This is a genomic window from Nocardia sp. CDC153, from assembly GCF_035818515.1.
Lineage (GTDB): Bacteria > Actinomycetota > Actinomycetes > Mycobacteriales > Mycobacteriaceae > Nocardia.
Genome location: NZ_JAYKYU010000002.1, coordinates 769,333 through 784,817 on the forward strand (window position 1 = coordinate 769,333; position 15,485 = coordinate 784,817).

At 68.6% G+C, this 15,485-nt stretch carries 14 protein-coding genes and 4 tRNA genes; 9 read left to right on the forward strand and 9 right to left on the reverse strand.

What is annotated here, in order from left to right; translation table 11 throughout:
* Positions 1–71 precede the first annotated feature (71 nt).
* Entirely contained in the window at positions 72–872 is an 801-nt protein-coding gene (locus tag VMT65_RS11965; RefSeq protein ID WP_326308182.1) for a MerR family transcriptional regulator, read from the forward strand.
* Positions 873–940: 68 nt separating this feature from the next.
* On the opposite strand, the gene VMT65_RS11970 is transcribed toward VMT65_RS11965, so the two are convergent.
* The 4 genes from VMT65_RS11970 to VMT65_RS11985 are packed head-to-tail and all read right to left on the reverse strand — an operon-like array spanning position 941 to position 5,176.
* Positions 941–1,819, reverse strand: a complete 879-nt coding sequence (locus VMT65_RS11970; RefSeq protein WP_326308183.1) for a MerR family transcriptional regulator — start codon at positions 1,817–1,819, stop codon at positions 941–943.
* Positions 1,816–3,129: a cyclopropane-fatty-acyl-phospholipid synthase family protein gene (locus VMT65_RS11975; protein WP_326308184.1), complete on the reverse strand. Its 1,314-nt coding sequence runs from the start codon at positions 3,127–3,129 to the stop codon at positions 1,816–1,818. The genes VMT65_RS11970 and VMT65_RS11975 overlap by 4 nt, the downstream gene beginning before the upstream one ends.
* Positions 3,126–3,851, reverse strand: coding sequence for a DUF1365 domain-containing protein (locus VMT65_RS11980; RefSeq protein ID WP_326308185.1), 726 nt, complete (start codon positions 3,849–3,851; stop codon positions 3,126–3,128). Before VMT65_RS11980 ends, VMT65_RS11975 begins: the two co-directional genes overlap by 4 nt.
* The gene (locus VMT65_RS11985) at positions 3,848–5,176 is read right to left on the reverse strand and encodes an NAD(P)/FAD-dependent oxidoreductase (RefSeq protein WP_326309153.1); all 1,329 of its coding nucleotides are present in this window, start codon (positions 5,174–5,176) and stop codon (positions 3,848–3,850) included. The genes VMT65_RS11980 and VMT65_RS11985 overlap by 4 nt, the downstream gene beginning before the upstream one ends.
* Before the next feature lie 260 nt (positions 5,177–5,436).
* On the opposite strand from VMT65_RS11985, the gene VMT65_RS11990 reads away from it, so the two are divergent.
* The gene (locus VMT65_RS11990) at positions 5,437–6,384 is read left to right on the forward strand and encodes an SDR family NAD(P)-dependent oxidoreductase (RefSeq protein ID WP_326308186.1); all 948 of its coding nucleotides are present in this window, start codon (positions 5,437–5,439) and stop codon (positions 6,382–6,384) included.
* A 186-nt stretch (positions 6,385–6,570) separates the two neighbouring features.
* Here the strand turns inward: VMT65_RS11990 and VMT65_RS11995 are convergent.
* Positions 6,571–6,642 (reverse strand) — tRNA-Val (locus VMT65_RS11995).
* Between the two features lie 383 nt (positions 6,643–7,025).
* Here VMT65_RS11995 and VMT65_RS12000 point away from each other — a divergent pair.
* From VMT65_RS12000 to VMT65_RS12015, 4 genes are all read left to right on the forward strand, one after another.
* Positions 7,026–7,098: transfer RNA gene (locus tag VMT65_RS12000), tRNA-Gly, on the forward strand.
* A 23-nt stretch (positions 7,099–7,121) separates the two neighbouring features.
* Positions 7,122–7,192: transfer RNA gene (locus VMT65_RS12005), tRNA-Cys, on the forward strand.
* A gap of 27 nt (positions 7,193–7,219) precedes the next feature.
* A tRNA-Val gene (locus VMT65_RS12010) sits at positions 7,220–7,294 on the forward strand.
* A 190-nt stretch (positions 7,295–7,484) separates the two neighbouring features.
* Entirely contained in the window at positions 7,485–7,631 is a 147-nt protein-coding gene (locus VMT65_RS12015; protein WP_326308187.1) for a hypothetical protein, read from the forward strand.
* A gap of 91 nt (positions 7,632–7,722) precedes the next feature.
* On the opposite strand, the gene VMT65_RS12020 is transcribed toward VMT65_RS12015, so the two are convergent.
* From VMT65_RS12020 to VMT65_RS12035, 4 genes are all read right to left on the reverse strand, one after another.
* Complete coding sequence (locus tag VMT65_RS12020) at positions 7,723–8,559, reverse strand: alpha/beta fold hydrolase (RefSeq protein WP_326308188.1); 837 nt, start codon at positions 8,557–8,559, stop codon at positions 7,723–7,725.
* Between the two features lie 86 nt (positions 8,560–8,645).
* The gene (locus tag VMT65_RS12025; RefSeq protein WP_326308189.1) at positions 8,646–9,449 is read right to left on the reverse strand and encodes a transporter substrate-binding domain-containing protein; all 804 of its coding nucleotides are present in this window, start codon (positions 9,447–9,449) and stop codon (positions 8,646–8,648) included.
* A gap of 27 nt (positions 9,450–9,476) precedes the next feature.
* Positions 9,477–10,790, reverse strand: coding sequence for a hypothetical protein (locus VMT65_RS12030; protein ID WP_326308190.1), 1,314 nt, complete (start codon positions 10,788–10,790; stop codon positions 9,477–9,479).
* Positions 10,775–10,900, reverse strand: coding sequence for a hypothetical protein (locus tag VMT65_RS12035; protein ID WP_326308191.1), 126 nt, complete (start codon positions 10,898–10,900; stop codon positions 10,775–10,777). The genes VMT65_RS12030 and VMT65_RS12035 overlap by 16 nt, the downstream gene beginning before the upstream one ends.
* A 234-nt stretch (positions 10,901–11,134) precedes the next feature.
* Here VMT65_RS12035 and VMT65_RS12040 point away from each other — a divergent pair, with 234 nt between their 5' ends.
* From VMT65_RS12040 to VMT65_RS12050, 3 genes are read left to right on the forward strand one after another with little or no spacing between them, the layout of a single operon-like run.
* Positions 11,135–12,595 carry a serine/threonine-protein kinase gene (locus tag VMT65_RS12040; protein WP_326308192.1) on the forward strand — a complete coding sequence of 487 codons (1,461 nt, stop codon included), beginning with the start codon at positions 11,135–11,137 and terminating at the stop codon, positions 12,593–12,595.
* Between the two features lie 32 nt (positions 12,596–12,627).
* Positions 12,628–13,872, forward strand: coding sequence for a DUF7373 family lipoprotein (locus VMT65_RS12045; protein ID WP_326308193.1), 1,245 nt, complete (start codon positions 12,628–12,630; stop codon positions 13,870–13,872).
* Positions 13,873–13,874: 2 nt separating this feature from the next.
* Positions 13,875–15,470, forward strand: a complete 1,596-nt coding sequence (locus VMT65_RS12050; RefSeq protein WP_326308194.1) for a serine/threonine-protein kinase — start codon at positions 13,875–13,877, stop codon at positions 15,468–15,470.
* Positions 15,471–15,485 lie beyond the last annotated feature (15 nt).

Sequence of the window (15,485 nt, forward strand, 5' to 3'; positions counted from 1 at the left end):
CCGGGCACAATCGCCTCATGCGAGACCGCCCGACGACTGCATCTGAACCGATCGGTTTTCCGGTGGGTGCGGTGGCCGAACGCCTCGGTATCCCGACCGCGACCCTGCGCAGCTGGAACCGGCGTTACGGGATCGGGCCCCGCCAGGACCGGCCGGGGCGGCATCGGCTCTACGACGAGGCCGATATCGCCGTGCTCACCAGGATGCTCGAGCTCATCGACGCCGGTTCCACCCCGGCGCGCGCCGCGGCCGTCGCGCGCGGGCCCGCACCGGCGTTCGCCGATGTGGCGGCCCTGCTCGACACCGCCTTCACGCTGGAGTCCGGTGCCCTGTGCGACCTGCTCGAACAGCATCTGCGCGCCCACGGTGTGGTCGAGACCTGGGATCGACTGTGCCGTCCCGCGTTCGCCGCCATCGTCGATCGCCAGCTCGGCGGCGAGGGGTGCGTCGATGTCGAGCACGCCCTGTCGTGGAGCGTCATCACGGCCCTGCACCGCACCGCCGCACCGGCCACCCGCCGTGCCTCTCTCGTGCTCGCGTGCACCAGCGGCGAAAGCCATTCGCTGCCATTGGAAGTGCTGCGCGCGGCCCTGGCCGAACGCGGGGTGAGCGCGCACATGCTGGGTCCGGACGTGCCGACCTTCGCGCTCGTGGACACACTCGCCCGCCTTCCCGGTCCCGCCACGGTCGTGCTGTGGTCTCAGCAGGAGGCCACGGCGATGACCTCGGCGGTGCGCGCCTGCGCCGACGCGGGCGCGCAGGTCTGTATCGCGGGTCCCGGCTGGGACACCGTTCTGTTGCCGGGTTCGCCGCGGCGGCTCACCGATCTCAGCGACGCGCTCGATGGTCTCGATCCGCCCGTCACGCACTGACGGGCGCCCCCCGCCCGCCCGGGACGCGGAGTCGTGGATCGACGCCCTCCGCGGACACCACGGTGACCTCACTGCGGCTCCCTGCCCGTGATCGCGGCGAGTGCGCCCTCCAGGGAGGCGAGATGCCTGCGCCCGTCGGCATATTCGGTCCGCGGCCATCCCGGTCCCGCCAGCAGCACCGTGGCCCCGCGAGCCTCGGCGACACCGATGGGATCGGGGCTCACGGTGTCCGGGGACTGCGACCACAGCACCACGGTGCATCCGCGGGTCCGCCGATCGAGCGCGTCCGCGAGCGCGGATGCGGGCAGATTCGCGCCCAGAAACACTGCCGCGCATCGTTGCTCGGCCAAGGCGGCTCGCAGCACCTCGAGCGGCAACAGATGCTGCTCGCCCGCGGCGCACGCCAGCAGCACACGCGGTGCGTACCCGGACCCGACCAGCGGCGGGATTCCACGATGCAGACTGGTGGTCACCGCCCATGACAAGATGTGCTCGACGTCGATGTAACCCTGTCCCGCGACCTGACGTTCGACAATCGTGTGGAATACCGGTCGGCACAATCGATTCCAGGTATCGCAGACGCCGTAGTGCACCAGATGGGCCGACACCAGGCTCGTGAGCCGGGCGATGTCCATGCGTTCGGCGGCGTCGATCACCGGTGCGGTGTCGCCCGGCGTCGGCGCGGGTTCGAGCATCATGGACGCGGCCCGCGCGGCGCTGGCCGGGCTCGCGCCCGCCCGGACCAGCTCCGCCATCCGGATCGCGACAGCCAGGTCGCCGGAGGTGTAGTAGCGCGTCCGGCCGGGCCGGTGCTGCCGAGGCCCGATGCCGTAGCGCTGATTCCAGCTCCGCAGCGTGGCCACCGGAAGGCTCAGCAGCCGGGCCACCGCGCCCACGGTGTACTCCGTGAGTTCGGCGTGGTCATCGCCGCCCGGCCGCAGCGTCATGGCGTCGGCCCGGACCGGCTCGGCGACCCCGTCGGGCGGTGCTCGAGCACCAATTGCACGACGTCGAGATAGCCGGAGCGGAACCCGGCCTCGGAATAGGCGAGGTACAACTGCCACATGCGCCGGAAGACATCGTCGAAACCCAGCTCGCCGACGCGCTGAGCCGCCGCGTCGAAGCGTTCCCGCCACAGCCGCAGCGTCTGGGCGTAATGCGGCCCCAGCGCGCGCCGCCGCACCGCCCGAAGTCCGGAATGCTGCGAGAGCTGCTGCGCCAGCAGTGTTTCCGACGGCAGGAAGCCGCCGGGGAAGATGTACTTCTGAATCCAGGTGTGGGTGTGACGCGTGGCGAGCATCCGCGCGTGCGGCATGGTGATCACCTGGACGGCGGCGCGTCCGCCCGGCGCCAGCACGCGCGTCAGGGTCTGGAAATAGTCCGGCAGATAGTCGAACCCGACCGCCTCCATCATCTCCACCGACACCACCGCGTCGTATCGTCCGCGCACCGCGCGGTAGTCGAGCAGCTCGACCGAGACCCGGTCCGCCACTCCGGCCGCCGCCGCCCGCTGCCGGGCCAGCGTCTGCTGCTGCGACGAGAGAGTCACCGAACGGACGCGTGCCCCGCGCCGGGCCGCGCGAATGGCCAATTCGCCCCAGCCCGTGCCGATTTCGAGCAGCGTCCGGCCGGGCCCCACGCCCGCGTCGTCGAGCAGCCGATCGATCTTGCGGCGCTGGGCGTCGGCCAGATCACCCCATACCGGTCCGGGCTCGAGCCATTCGAACAGCGCCGAGGAGTAGGTCATGGTGTCGTCCAGGAACGATGCGAAGAACTCGTTGGACAGGTCGTAATGATGTGCCGCGTTGTTCCGTGCGCCGACGTCGGTGGCGCGATGTTCGCGCGGCTGCCGCGGCAGCAGCCAGGGCCGCAGCGACTGCAGCGGCGCCGGCACCAATCGGTCGACGGCGCAGGCGAAGACGGTCAGCACGCCCGCCGGATCCGGTGCGGACCAGTCCCCGGCCATATACGCCTCGCCGAAGCCGATCAGACCGGTCGCGGCGATACGCGCGGCGAAGGCCGCCGGGTCGTGCACCACCATCGACGGCGCCGCCGGATCGTCCCGGCCTCCGCCGAGCGACCGTCCGCCGGGCAGTTCCACGCGAACCGGCAACCGGGCCACGGCATTACCGAACAGCGCCATGGCGACCGGGCGCCCCACGGCGACGCGGGCGCCTCGAGGCACCGGCCGCAAGTAGGCCCAGCGATCGGTGCGCGGTCCGCTCGACGGCTGTGCCGTGCACACGGGGACGGTCATGACAAGGCCTCCAGAGGAGAGTGGGAAGGGCGAGGAACAATGGGCAGACCACGAGCCCACAGCCGCAGGCCCTGCCAGCGGATGCGAGCGGCGATCCGCCACGTTTCGAGGGGGTGCGCGCACACCGCGCGCGCGACGGCCGAAGGCTTCGCGGCCAGCACGCGACCGGAGACGCTAGCGGTGAACAGCACCCGGCCGTCGGTGCCCTCCAGTGCTATCGCCAGGTGCAACCGCTCGGCGGGCGCCGGGAGGCGTAGCCGGTAGCGGCCCGTCACCGGGTTGAACGGCGAGACGTAGAACTGCTTGTCCACCATGGCCGTTGCCGTTGCGGGGATCAGATAGCGGTGCCGCTGCCCGTAGGTGTTGTGCACCTCCGCGATGACGCATCGCAGCGCCCCGGTCACGTCATGACACCAGAAGACGGTCAGCGGGTCGAAGATGTAGCCGAGCACCCTGGCGTTGCCGAGCATCAGGATCTGCCCGCCGCTCAGGTCGATACCGTGTTCGGCGAGGTAGCCCTCCACGTTGTGGCGCAGTGTGGCGTGCGGATCGCCGAGGCGATCACGGGTCCGGAAGTCCGCGAACCGGCGCAGCCACCACGGCAGCGCGGGCAGTTCGTCGAGATCGACCAGCCAGCTGTAGCTGCGGTACCGGAAGGCATGGTGCACCGGTTCCAGCCGCGTGTGCCGGATGACGGTGTGCACCAATCGCGCTCGGGTCATATCCGCGCCCTCGCGGGGTCCGTCAGCCCCGATCGCCGGGCGTGCCATCGACCGCCGATACGTTCGGCGGCGCGCAGCCCCGACAGCGCGCCGTCTTCGTGGAAACCCCATCCGTGATACGCGCCGGCGAACGCGACGATGCCGTCGCCGATTTCGGGCAGCCGGCGCCGGGCCGCCATCGATTCGATCGTGTACTGCGGGTGCGCGTAGTCCATCGTGGCCAGGACGGCGCCGGGCGCCACCCGAGCACCCTCACCCAGTGTGACCAGGAAACGGCGATCGGCCGTCCGGGGCAACCGCTGCAGCCGGGTCAGGTCGTAGCTGACCAGCACCCGGTTCGGTGCGACGGTGCAGCCGGGCAGCCGGCAGTTCCACGAGGCCCGCGCGCCCGCGCTGCGCGGCAGCACGGAATCGTCGGTGTGCAGGACCGTCCGGTTCCGCGAGTAGGGCAGTGCGCCGAGGACCGCCGATTCCAGCGGAGTCGGCGCATCGAGCAGTCGAAGCGCCTGATCGGGGTGAGTGGCGATCACCGCGGCGTCGAAGAACTCGATATTGTCGGCGTCATCGCGGATCGCGACGGTGCGCGAGGCTCGGTGCACCGCCCGCACCGGCACGCCCGCGCGCACATCGTGCAGATCCGCCGCGACCGCCCGCACGTAGTTCGCCGATCCGCCCGACACCGTCCGCCAGGTGGGCGAGCCGAAGACGGTCAGCATCCCGTGATGATCGAGAAAGGTGAACAGGTAGCGTGCGGGATAGTCCAGCGCCAGCCGGGGCGAGCAGGACCAGACCGCGGCCACCAGCGGCACCATGAAATGTGCCGTGAAGTACGCGGAGAACGCTGCGGCCCGCAGGAATTCGCCCAGTGTGCGCGCCTCCTCGCCCTCATCGGCGAGTTCGGCCCGCGCCAGCCGGTGGAATCGGGTGATCTCGCCGAGCATGCGCAGATAGGCCCCCCGACGCAGTGTTCCCGGCATCGGGAACAACCCGCGCAAGCCCTTCGCGCCGGCATATTCGAGCCCGCAGCCGTCGCACCGCACCGACATCGACATGTCCGATTCCTGTGTAGGAACACCCAGTTCGGCGAACAGGCGCAGCAGCGTCGGATAGGTGCGGTCGTTGTGCACGATGAATCCGGAGTCGACCCCGATCGGCTGACCCGTCCCATCGGCCCGGGCGCTCACCTCATGGGTGTGCGCATGACCGCCCAGTCGTGAATCGGCTTCGTAGAGTACGACTTCGCAGTCGCGAGCCAGCACCCAGGCTGCCGTGAGACCGGAGACACCGCTGCCGATGACCGCGACCCTGCGCGCGGCGCCTGTCAACGCGCGCACGACGCGGCGATTCCATCGAGCGCGGCGGCCCGTGTCCCGGACGTGGCCATGAGGTGACCGGCGGTGGCGGGGTTCCCCGTCGTGGTAGCGCGGACCGCGAGGCCGAACCTGCGGATTGGAGTCTCTTTCATCGTTTCCTCCGGCGGTCGAGCGAGGCGATCGGCGGGTGGTCCGCATCGCGCGTTCGACGGTACCATTCAATCGATGCAAAAACGATGCATCAAATCGATACCGACCGGAGAGCCTCCCCCATGCACCCCCTCTTCGACACCCTGCTCGATCGCACCATCGCGCTCGGCTACGGCCGACCGGGATACCTGCTGCGACAGCGATCCTGGAGCCCGTTGCCACCGGACGCGCTGAGCGGGCGCACAGCGCTTGTCACCGGGGCTAATTCGGGCATCGGCAAGGCGGTCGCGACCGGGCTCGCGATGCTGGGCGCCTCGGTCACGCTGCTGGTGCGCGACCCGGAGCGCGGCCGGGCGGCAGCGGCGGAGATGGCCGTCGGCGTGACCGGAGCTGATTTCGACGTCTTGCGTTGCGACATCTCGGATCTGACCGATGTGCGTCGATTCGCCCGTGAGCTCGCGCAGCGAACCGAGCGCGTCGACGTTCTCGTCCACAATGCCGGGGTCATGCCGTCCGTCCGAGCCGAGAGCCCCCAGGGGCATGAAATCTGTTTGGCCACTCACGTTCTCGGCCCCCTGCTGGCCACCGACCTGCTGGCCCCTACCCTGGCACGATCGCCCGCGGCGCGCGTGATCTTCGTATCCTCGGGAGGCATGTACACCCAGCCGCTGCGGGTCGACGACATCGAGTACCGTTCGGCCCCGTACCGCGGCGCCACCGCCTACGCCCGAACCAAGCGCATGCAGGTCGTCCTCGCCCACTTGTTGTCCGCCCGCTATGCGGCCCAGGGCACAGCGGTGCATTCCATGCACCCGGGCTGGGTCGACACGCCCGGTGTCGCCGATTCCCTCCCGCGTTTCCGCCGCCTCGCGGCTCCCCTGCTGCGCACCCCGACCGAAGGCGCGGACACCGCGGTCTGGCTGGCGGCCGCCGATGTCGCGCCGGTCGGCTTCTGGCACGACCGCCACCCCCGCCCGGAGCACTACCTGCGCCGCACTCGCGAATCCGACGCCGACCGCGAAACACTGTGGCAGTACTGCGCTTCCGCTACCGGCATCGTCCCACGATGACTCCACCGACCGCCGCGGTGCCAGCTATACCGATGCGCCATTCGATGCACGCGCTACAGCGTCGGGGACGCACCCACTCGGCCCGGCAGAGCGGGCAGGAACGGCGAGCTGGAAATCCGAGTCGATTCGGATCGATACAGATACAGCGAAGCCGCAGACCTTCTGGCCTGCGGCTTCGCTGTGCTGTGGTTCTAGCTGGGATCGAACCAGCGACCCCTCGCGTGTGAGGCGAGTGCTCTCCCGCTGAGCTATAGAACCGGGGTCATTCTTCCTGGCGTTTTCGCCGCTCCGAACGAGAGAGAACTTTACACAGATCGCGTTCGCGACACCAAATCGCGTGCGTAAAGGCGGAAAATCGGTGCGTGACGGGCGGGTCTGTCGTGTCGCGCGGGGTTTACCGAATGGTCGGCCGAGCGCTACGGGCAATTGGCCGCGGCGGGGTGGGATGGGGGCGGCCCGTATCCCGCTGGGCACGGTTCGGGATTTCGGGTTGGTTCCGCGCTGCGCCCGTCAGCCCGACCGAACTACACCCGTGTTGTTCATATTTACCCCCTCCTACCAGGCGATTTGTTACCTGCACAGCCAGTCGGCTAATGTTCTCTCTCGTCAGCGGGACAGCCGAGAGGCGCCCGGGACGAAATGCGGATGTAGCGCAGCTGGTAGCGCATCACCTTGCCAAGGTGAGGGTCGCGGGTTCGAATCCCGTCATCCGCTCGAGAGGCCAACACGGCCTGCTTGGCGGTGTGGCCGAGTGGTGAGGCAACGGCCTGCAAAGCCGTGCACACGGGTTCGATTCCCGTCGCCGCCTCTTCTTCATTGAAGAGCATGAAGACCCGCGCGATTAGCTCAGCGGGAGAGCGCTTCCCTGACACGGAAGAGGTCACTGGTTCAATCCCAGTATCGCGCACCAAGTTCCACCAGATCAGGCCCGGCCCCCGCCGGGCCTTTCTGCATTTCCGGCCTACTCACGACAGTGATCGAACTGGCATCCACCACACTCGAACCGTGGAACGGTCGTCGGGGAATGTCGTTGCGGCTGCCCCACGATCGATCTCACCGTCGACCCGACCGCACCCACCGCTCCGAACACAGCCAATCCCGTGACCGAGGCAGCGACCGACGACGGAGGAATCCTCCTGTTCGTCCGGGACGGCAGACTGATCGGCCTCGAGTACTACTCGCTGACCGACGACACCCCCGAGCACTTCCCACCACCCGGTCTAATCCACCCCACACCGTCGAAGTAGTACCGGCCATTTCGACGGGGAGAGCAGGAAACCGTCTCGAGATAGTGGTTTGTGCAGGAATCGGCCCACTGCGGGGGCGTACGGTGCGTCGTCACTCTAGAAGGTGCGTCAAGATTGGGCGGGCGTTGGTCCAGAGCAGGGCGCCGCCGGCGTTGGGGAGGTAGTGGCGGATGGCGTTGGGGATTCGGGTGGCTAGGGTGGCCCCGTGGTCTGGGGAGTGGGTTGGGTTGGTGTCTTGGGCGCCGTACCAGAGGTGCACTGTGGGGGTGAGGTTTTCGAGGCGGAATGGCCAGGGGGCGAAGTGGAGGAGTGTGTCGCGGGCGTAGCCTGCTGGGCCCTGGGCGAATCCGGCGTCCAGGGTGCGGCGGAAGGCCTTCTCGAAACGGGGTTGCAGGTAGATTTCGCGGTCTAGCTCGGCGCTGCCGTCGATGGTCAACCGCCACAAGGTTTCCGCGCTGCCGAAACGTGCGAATTCGATCTCGGCGGTGGTCGGGTCGGTTGCCGCCAGGTCGACGAGCTGCCGAACCTCGGGCGGCAGAGCCATACCGGGATGAGCGAGTTCGTCGCCGCCGGACACGATCGCCACGGCCGAGGTGAATCCCCGGGCGGCGCAGGCCAGGGCGAACGGCGCGCCTTGGGAGAACCCGACGACCGCGGGTCGGTCGAGGCCGAGCTGCTCGACGTCATCCGCCCAGTCGAGCAGCGTCCGGCCGGGTGCCGCGGTGGAATCGCCGAGACCGGGACGCTCCACCGACACCAGCCGCACCCCCAATTCGGCCAGCAGGCCATCCCCGAAACCCAGCCACCGTCCCCATCCCGCCCCGGGACAGAACACCACCGGTCGCCCGTCCATCGGCCCCCACTCGGCCCACGCCAGTTCGCGCCCGTCCCGTAGGACGGTAACCCCGAGCCGCGCAGGATCTTCCATGATCACGTCCATACCCCACACGATCGCGGCACCCGCCGCGGCAGCGCAACAGAATTTCCTCGTCCGGACACCGCGATGGTGTGCGGTCAATCGATCCAGGTGTCGAGGAGTTGGGTGGGTCTGCCGGTGGCGAGTTGGGTTTGGAGCCAGGCGTTGACGACAGTGTTGAAGGGGAGATCACCGCGAGGGAGGAGGTAGGCCTTGGGGGCGGAGTCGAAGGGGTGGTCGGGGTGGAGGACCTGGAGGTCGGGGTGGGTGCGGGTGCGGTAGCGGCCCTCGACCGAGTCGGTGACGAAGACATCGGCGTTGCCCTGTTCCAACTGGTCGTAAATGGTGAGGTTGTCGGGCCAGACGATCAGCTGGGCGTCGGGGAAGTTGGCGCGGGCGAATTTCTCGTTGGTGCCACCGGGATTCACGATGACCCGCGCGCCCGGCTGGTTGATGTCCGCGATGGTGGAATAGGCGTCGCCCTCGTCGCGGCGGGTGACCGGTGTCTTGCCATCGGTGGAGATGGGAATGGAGAAGTCGGCGACGCGACGCCGCTCGGCGGTATCGGAGATGCCGCCGACGGCCAAGTCACACTTCGCGACGAAGTCGTCGGCCAGGCTCGCCCACGTCGTCGAAATCCATTGCGGCACAGCGTGCAATGAGCCCGCGAGATCGGTGGCGAGGGTGATGTCCACCCCCGCGTAGGTGCCGTCCGCCCCACGCACCGTATAGGGCGGGTAGTCGCCGGTCGTGCACACTCGCAGCACACCGGACTGCGCCACGGTGACCAACCGCGACGGCGTCGACTCCGCGCTGGCCGCCGGCCCGACCACTCCCGCCGGGAGCAGCCAACCCACCGCGATCACACTCAGCAATGGCAACAGTCGAGTCGACACACGCACGCGCCAAGGCTACTGAACGGGCGATGATCACGACAGTCTGGCGGAAACCGTTTTGACCAGTTCGGGGAGTAGTTTGGCGAAATTGGCTGCGCCGCCCTGGAATTCGGGAAGGGCGGTGTATGGGTTCAGTGAAACTTCGAAGTAGTATTGGCCCTGGCGGCAGGCGACGCTGTAGTCGCCGCCCTTGGTATCACCGCGATTGTGCCAGGTGTAGCAGGCGTCGGGGCCCCAGGCGTTGCCGATGTCGGTCATCTCGCGTTCGAGGATGGGGTCGCGGTCCTTTTCGTACAGCTGGTCTGTCAGGGACGGGTCGACGATGCCGAGCATCATGACGGTCAGACTTGCGCCCTCGGTGGTCGACAGCGCATTCGGTTGCAGGGGCCGCGGCAACTGGAAGCCGAATTCGCATCCGGCTCGCGGGATGTAGCCCTTGTGCATGTCGACGTGACCATTGGTGACGCCGATCAGCTCGAGGGGTTGCGCGGTTCGATGGAAATTTGTGGCCTGCGGCAGGATCGCGCGCAGTTCCGCATCGGTCAGCAGCGTGCAGCCGTCGGGCCATTTGTCGACGGCCAGTTCGGTTCCCGCGGGGACGTGGATATCGAGCCGAGACCCATCCGGAGCGGCGGTGCCGACCTGCAGCGGGACGGCGGTGGGTTTCACATACGTTGTCGTCGTGGACGGCAGGGCCGCCGAATCGTGGTCGCCATGCAGCATTCTGTCGATCCCCCACTGCCCGATCAGCCCGAGCACGGCCAGGCCGATGGCGAGCGGGATGAGGATGCGGCCTCGACGCCGTGGAGCGGCAGGCGGATTCGGCGACGCGGAGCCACCGCGATGCGCCGCCCGAGCCTCGCCCAGCACGGTGGGCAGGATGACGTCGAGGCCGCTCAACGGCATGCCCAGAATCTCCGATTGCAGCATGCGCAGCAGTTCGGCGTGCTCCACTCCCCCACCGAGGGCTTGCCCTGCCGCGGAGGTCGGGTCCGCGACCAACCCAATCGCGATGAGCCCGACCGGAATCGGCCACAGGTTGTAGCGGAAGGCCAGCCGCCCGCCGACGTCGAGTGCGATCGCGCAGGTGTCGGTGACCGGAATCCCGTCCCACGCCGCCGAACTCGCGGGCTCGGGGTCCACGGCCACGGTGCCCGCGACCGCGTCGATATCCCCGGTGTGCAGCCAGATTCGCGACCATTCGCCGCTCTGATCGGCACGCATCAACGCCACCAGCAGATCACGCGTATCGACCGGACGCGCCCCGGCCTCGGCGGCCGCCGCGCGCAAGGCCGTCACGACCGCCGGGTGCAGCGGCGCTCCCGCGAGGATCAGCCGCGCAACCATCGACCCGAAACCTCCAGGGACAGCAGGACAATGACGGTGATCCCCCACAGGATCGCGAGTATCCCGCCGTTCATCGCGCCGAGCACGTTCATGAATCCGCGAACCCCCATCGACACACTCTAAGTCGGGAACACATGGACCGATAGTCGCTCGATAGACGTCGGATAAGCGCGACCTCGCCGCCGAATATATTCCCCGGCAACCCTTTTCGAGAGCCCTTACCAGCCGTTAGTATTCAGCACCAATCCGGCGTTGATCGCGGTCGGCGATGATGAGGCGCGGGCGTGCGGCCGGTCGAGTGGAGTGTCGAGGATGTCGGGGGCTGAATCGGGGGAGGAAGCCTGATGGATGTGGCCGACGGCGTGCTGGTCGCCGGTTATCGCATCGTGCGGCGGCTGGGCAGCGGGGGCATGGGAACGGTGTACCTGGCACAGCATCCGCGGTTGCCGCGGTGGGATGCGCTCAAGGTGCTCGACGATCGCCACGACAGCGATTCGGAATTCCATGCCCGCTTCCTGCGCGAGGCGGAACTGGCCGCGCGGCTACAGCATCCGAACCTGGTGGCCGTGCACGATCGCGGCGAAGACCACGGCCGGTTGTGGATCGCCATGCAATACATCGACGGCGGCGACCTGGCCGGGTTGATCCGCCGCGGCCCCCAGGTGCTGACGGTCGAGCGCGCGGTACGCATTCTCGGTGACGCGGCAGCGGGATTGGACGAGATTCACCGAGCCGGACTCCTGCACCGAGACGTGAAGCCCGCGAACATCCTGCTCACCACCGACGCCGACGGCTCGGATCGCGTGCTGGTCACCGATTTCGGTGTCGCGCATCCCATCGAGGACGGCGTGAAACAGTCCGGCGGCGTCGCCACCACCCTCGCCTATGCCGCTCCCGAACAGTTCGGCGACGGGCCGGTCGATCACCGCGCGGATGTCTACGCGCTGGGCTGCACCCTGTACCAGATGCTCACCGGATCGGTGCCGTTCCCGCGCACCGGCGCCGGTTCGGTGATGTACGCGCACCTGCACGAACCCCCGCCCCGCCCGTCGGCGGCGAATCCCCAGGTGCCCAAGGATTTCGACGCCGTGATCGCGACCGCGATGGCCAAGAATCCGGCCGACCGCTTCGCCAGCTGCGGCGCACTCGCCGCCGCGGCCCGCGCCGCGCTGACGCCCACTCCCCGGCGTCGAGCCACCCGGCTGTCCGTGGCCGCACTGGTGATCATCCTCGTCGCCGCGGCCGCGCTCGTCGGGGTCTTGTCCCGAACAACTCCTTCGCAGGCCCGCCCGGTGCGTACACCCGTGTCAGGTTCGGTGGACGGTTCACAGTGGGGTGCGTTCGCCTACATCGCGCAGGCTTTTCCCGATCTCCTACCGGGATTCCCCTACGGGTCCGGGTACGAGGAGCTGTCCGGCTGCCTGCCCCAGGACACCAAATACAACAATGTCCCCCTCGACACCTCGCTTCCGATCGGCACGCTGTTCTGCCTCGGCAATCGGGACCCGGTCATCGATCTGGAGATAGTCTGCAACGCCGACCGCACCCCGATTCAGCCCGGCGTCGCCTTGGCCGACTTCCCCGAGGGCGATGAGGCGTGGAGTCGTCCTTCGGGTTCCGGTCACCTGTTCTGGGGCCACACCACCTTCACCGACACCGGTTCCGACCTCGACGGCCACACCACGGGCGTGCTCGAGATCTTTTTCGACCGCGCGGACCGGAACTTCTGCCGTATCCAGGTGGTCGGAACGCCCACCACCGGTGCCGATTTGCGCGCCGCCTGGTGGCCCGGTGCGCCGCTCTAGCCGCGGCCGAGAACGTGGAAACGATGATGAGAATGAGGAAACTTCTCTCCCTGGGCGTTCCCGCCCTGGTGATCGCGGCGCTGCTGACCGGCTGCACGACGGACGGAAAACCGGTGGCGCACAAGCCGGATACGGCCGCGCTGGACACGGGACGGTACAGCGTCGACCCCCTCGAACCTCCCGTCGGCACGGAGACGACCGGACACGTGCTGGAGTCGGCCCGACTCGCGGAGGCGATGCTCGATCCGACCGAGGTCGATGCGGCGCTGACCCATGCCCCGGACGCATCCACGATCGCACCGGTACCGACCCCGGCCCGGGCCGCGACGGTGCTGGCCGATTCGGTGCGCTCGGTGCTCGAGCGGCACGGCATGCTCGCCGGATGCATGGTCGCCGGCAGTGACGTCGTCGCCGGCTCGCACGGTGTCGAGGTCGGCAAGGGCCGGGTCCTCGTCGCACTGGTGCTGCGCTTTCCCGACACCGCCGCGGCACAGCAGGCCGCCACCGAGATCGACACGGTCGACGCGGCGCTCAATCCGGAGAACGTAGCCGTCACCGTCCCGGGTTACCCTGCGGCCCACTCGCATTGGCGCCCCAGCGTCCCCACCATGGCCGCGACCCTGGCGCAGGACGACTATGTGATCAGCCTCCTGATCGGCCATACCTCCCCCGACCTCGCCGCCCTGACCGGATTGGCGCGCAAGGCATTCGACGCCCAGACACCGCTGCTGCGGAACTTCACGCCCACACCCGCGAATCGCCTCGCGGCACTCCCGCTGGATCCCGACCACATGGTGCGCCTGATGGTCCCGGACGCGCCCGACCGGTGGATGTATCCGGGCGTCGTATCCATCAGTGAGCATCGTGCCGCGGACTGGGGGACGGCGCTGTCCGCTACCGGCTTCTCCTATGGCCCGCGGGCAACCATGCTGTTCCGCGGGCGGAAGGACGGTGAGGTCGGATCGCCGCCGGAGGCGATGGTCACCAACGGATTCAACGCGGTCTTCCGGTACCCGGACGTCGTCACCGCACACCAGCGAATCAAGAAGGTCCAGGCCGCCGACGCCGCCGACACCACCCTTCGCCCCACCGATCCGCCCGCCGGTGTCTCCGATGTCAGCTGCTACCAGAACCTCACCCCCGACAAGGTCGGCATGTCCAACTTCATCTGCAAGATCCAGTTCGGGCGCTACACGGCGATCGTCATGGCCCGCGACGCGACCGGCGTGCGGCAGCGCGCCGCCGCGCAGTACGGCCTGCTCGTGAACGGCGGCTAGGCATGGCCCAGGACCAACTCTTGCGCCCCGGAACGGTTTTCGCGGGATACCGGATCGAACGCATCCTCGGCCGCGGCGGCATGGGCACCGTCTACCTGGTCCGGCATCCCCGCCTGCCGCGGTTCGAGGCGTTGAAGGTGCTACCGGCGGAGTACAGCGACGATCCCGAGTATCGCGCCCGGTTCGGCCGGGAGGCGGAATTGGCCGCGCGCCTGAGCCATCCGAACATCGTCGCCGTGCGCGATCGCGGCGAGACGGATGGATGTCTGTGGATCGCCATGCAATTCGTCGACGGCTTCGACGCCGCGACCCTGATTCGACGCCATCGCGACGGAGTCCCCCCGAACCAGGCGCTGCACATCGTCGAGCAGGCGGCGCGCGGCCTGGACGAGGCGCATCGGGCGGGCATGCTGCACCGGGACGTCAAACCGGCCAACCTCCTGCTCGAGGCGAGACCCGACCAACCCGAGCGGGTGTATGTCTCGGACTTCGGTATCGCCCGGGGACTGGCCGGGGCCACTCCCCTCACCCAGGACGGGTCGGTCCTGGCCACCATCGCCTATGCCGCGCCGGAACAGCTGAGCGCCGAGGCGCTCGATCCACGAGTCGACATCTACGCGCTCGGCGGCACGCTGTATGAATTGCTGACCGGCGCAAAGCCCTTCCCGCACGAGAATGCGGCGGCGGTGATGCAGGCCCATCTGATGGAGCCGCCCCCACGTCCGAGCGTCGTGAACCCGGCACTGCCTCCGGCGATCGACGAGGTGATCGCACGGTCGATGGCGAAGCGGCCGTCGGACCGCTACCCGTCATGCGGTGAACTCGCCCGGGCCGCCGCACTCGCGCTCGACCCGCCGGGCGGCGTCGTGTCCACGGCGACCGTCCGGATCGGGTCTCGCAAACCACGGCTTTCGCGATCCAATCCCGCACGAAGGCAGCCGAATACACGACGCTGGTACCGGCGACGCTGGTTCCTCGCGGGTGCGGCGGGCACGGTACTGGCCGCGATACTTGCCGGAACCATGGTGCTGAACCAGGATTCGGGTACCTCGGCGAGGACGACCGCTCCGACGTCGGTGTCGGCCGCGCCGACCTCGGCTGTCCCGTCCTCGAGCGGCAGTCCGATCGCCTGGGGCACTTACCAATTCGCGGTGCAGGCCTTCCCTACCCTGCTGCCCGCGTCCCCGATCGCCAGCGGCTACCAGGGCCTGCGATGCCACCCGGTCACTGCCGACGGTGACCGGCTGACCCTCACCGATCCGCTGGGAGCAACCGCGGAACTGGAGTGTGAGGGGAACCGAAACCCCGTCTCCATGATCGCAGTCAGCTGCCGGGTGAATCACACGCCCAGGGATATGCCGTCGCCCGATCCCGAGACCACCGTGCTGCGGACCGAACCCTGGCAGCGCACCTCCGGCCACGGCCAGATCCGAGTGTCGAGCGGCACCGAGTCCGGTCGCGGCCCCCACAACGGGCCGTATGGCTTTCTCCAGGTCCAATTCGACGATGTGGCAAGGAATTTCTGTCTGCTCGGGGTGTGGGGTGGCACGTCCGGTGACGACCTGTTCGATCGATGGTGGCGCGATGCGCCGTTGTGACCGCACCCGCGGGGA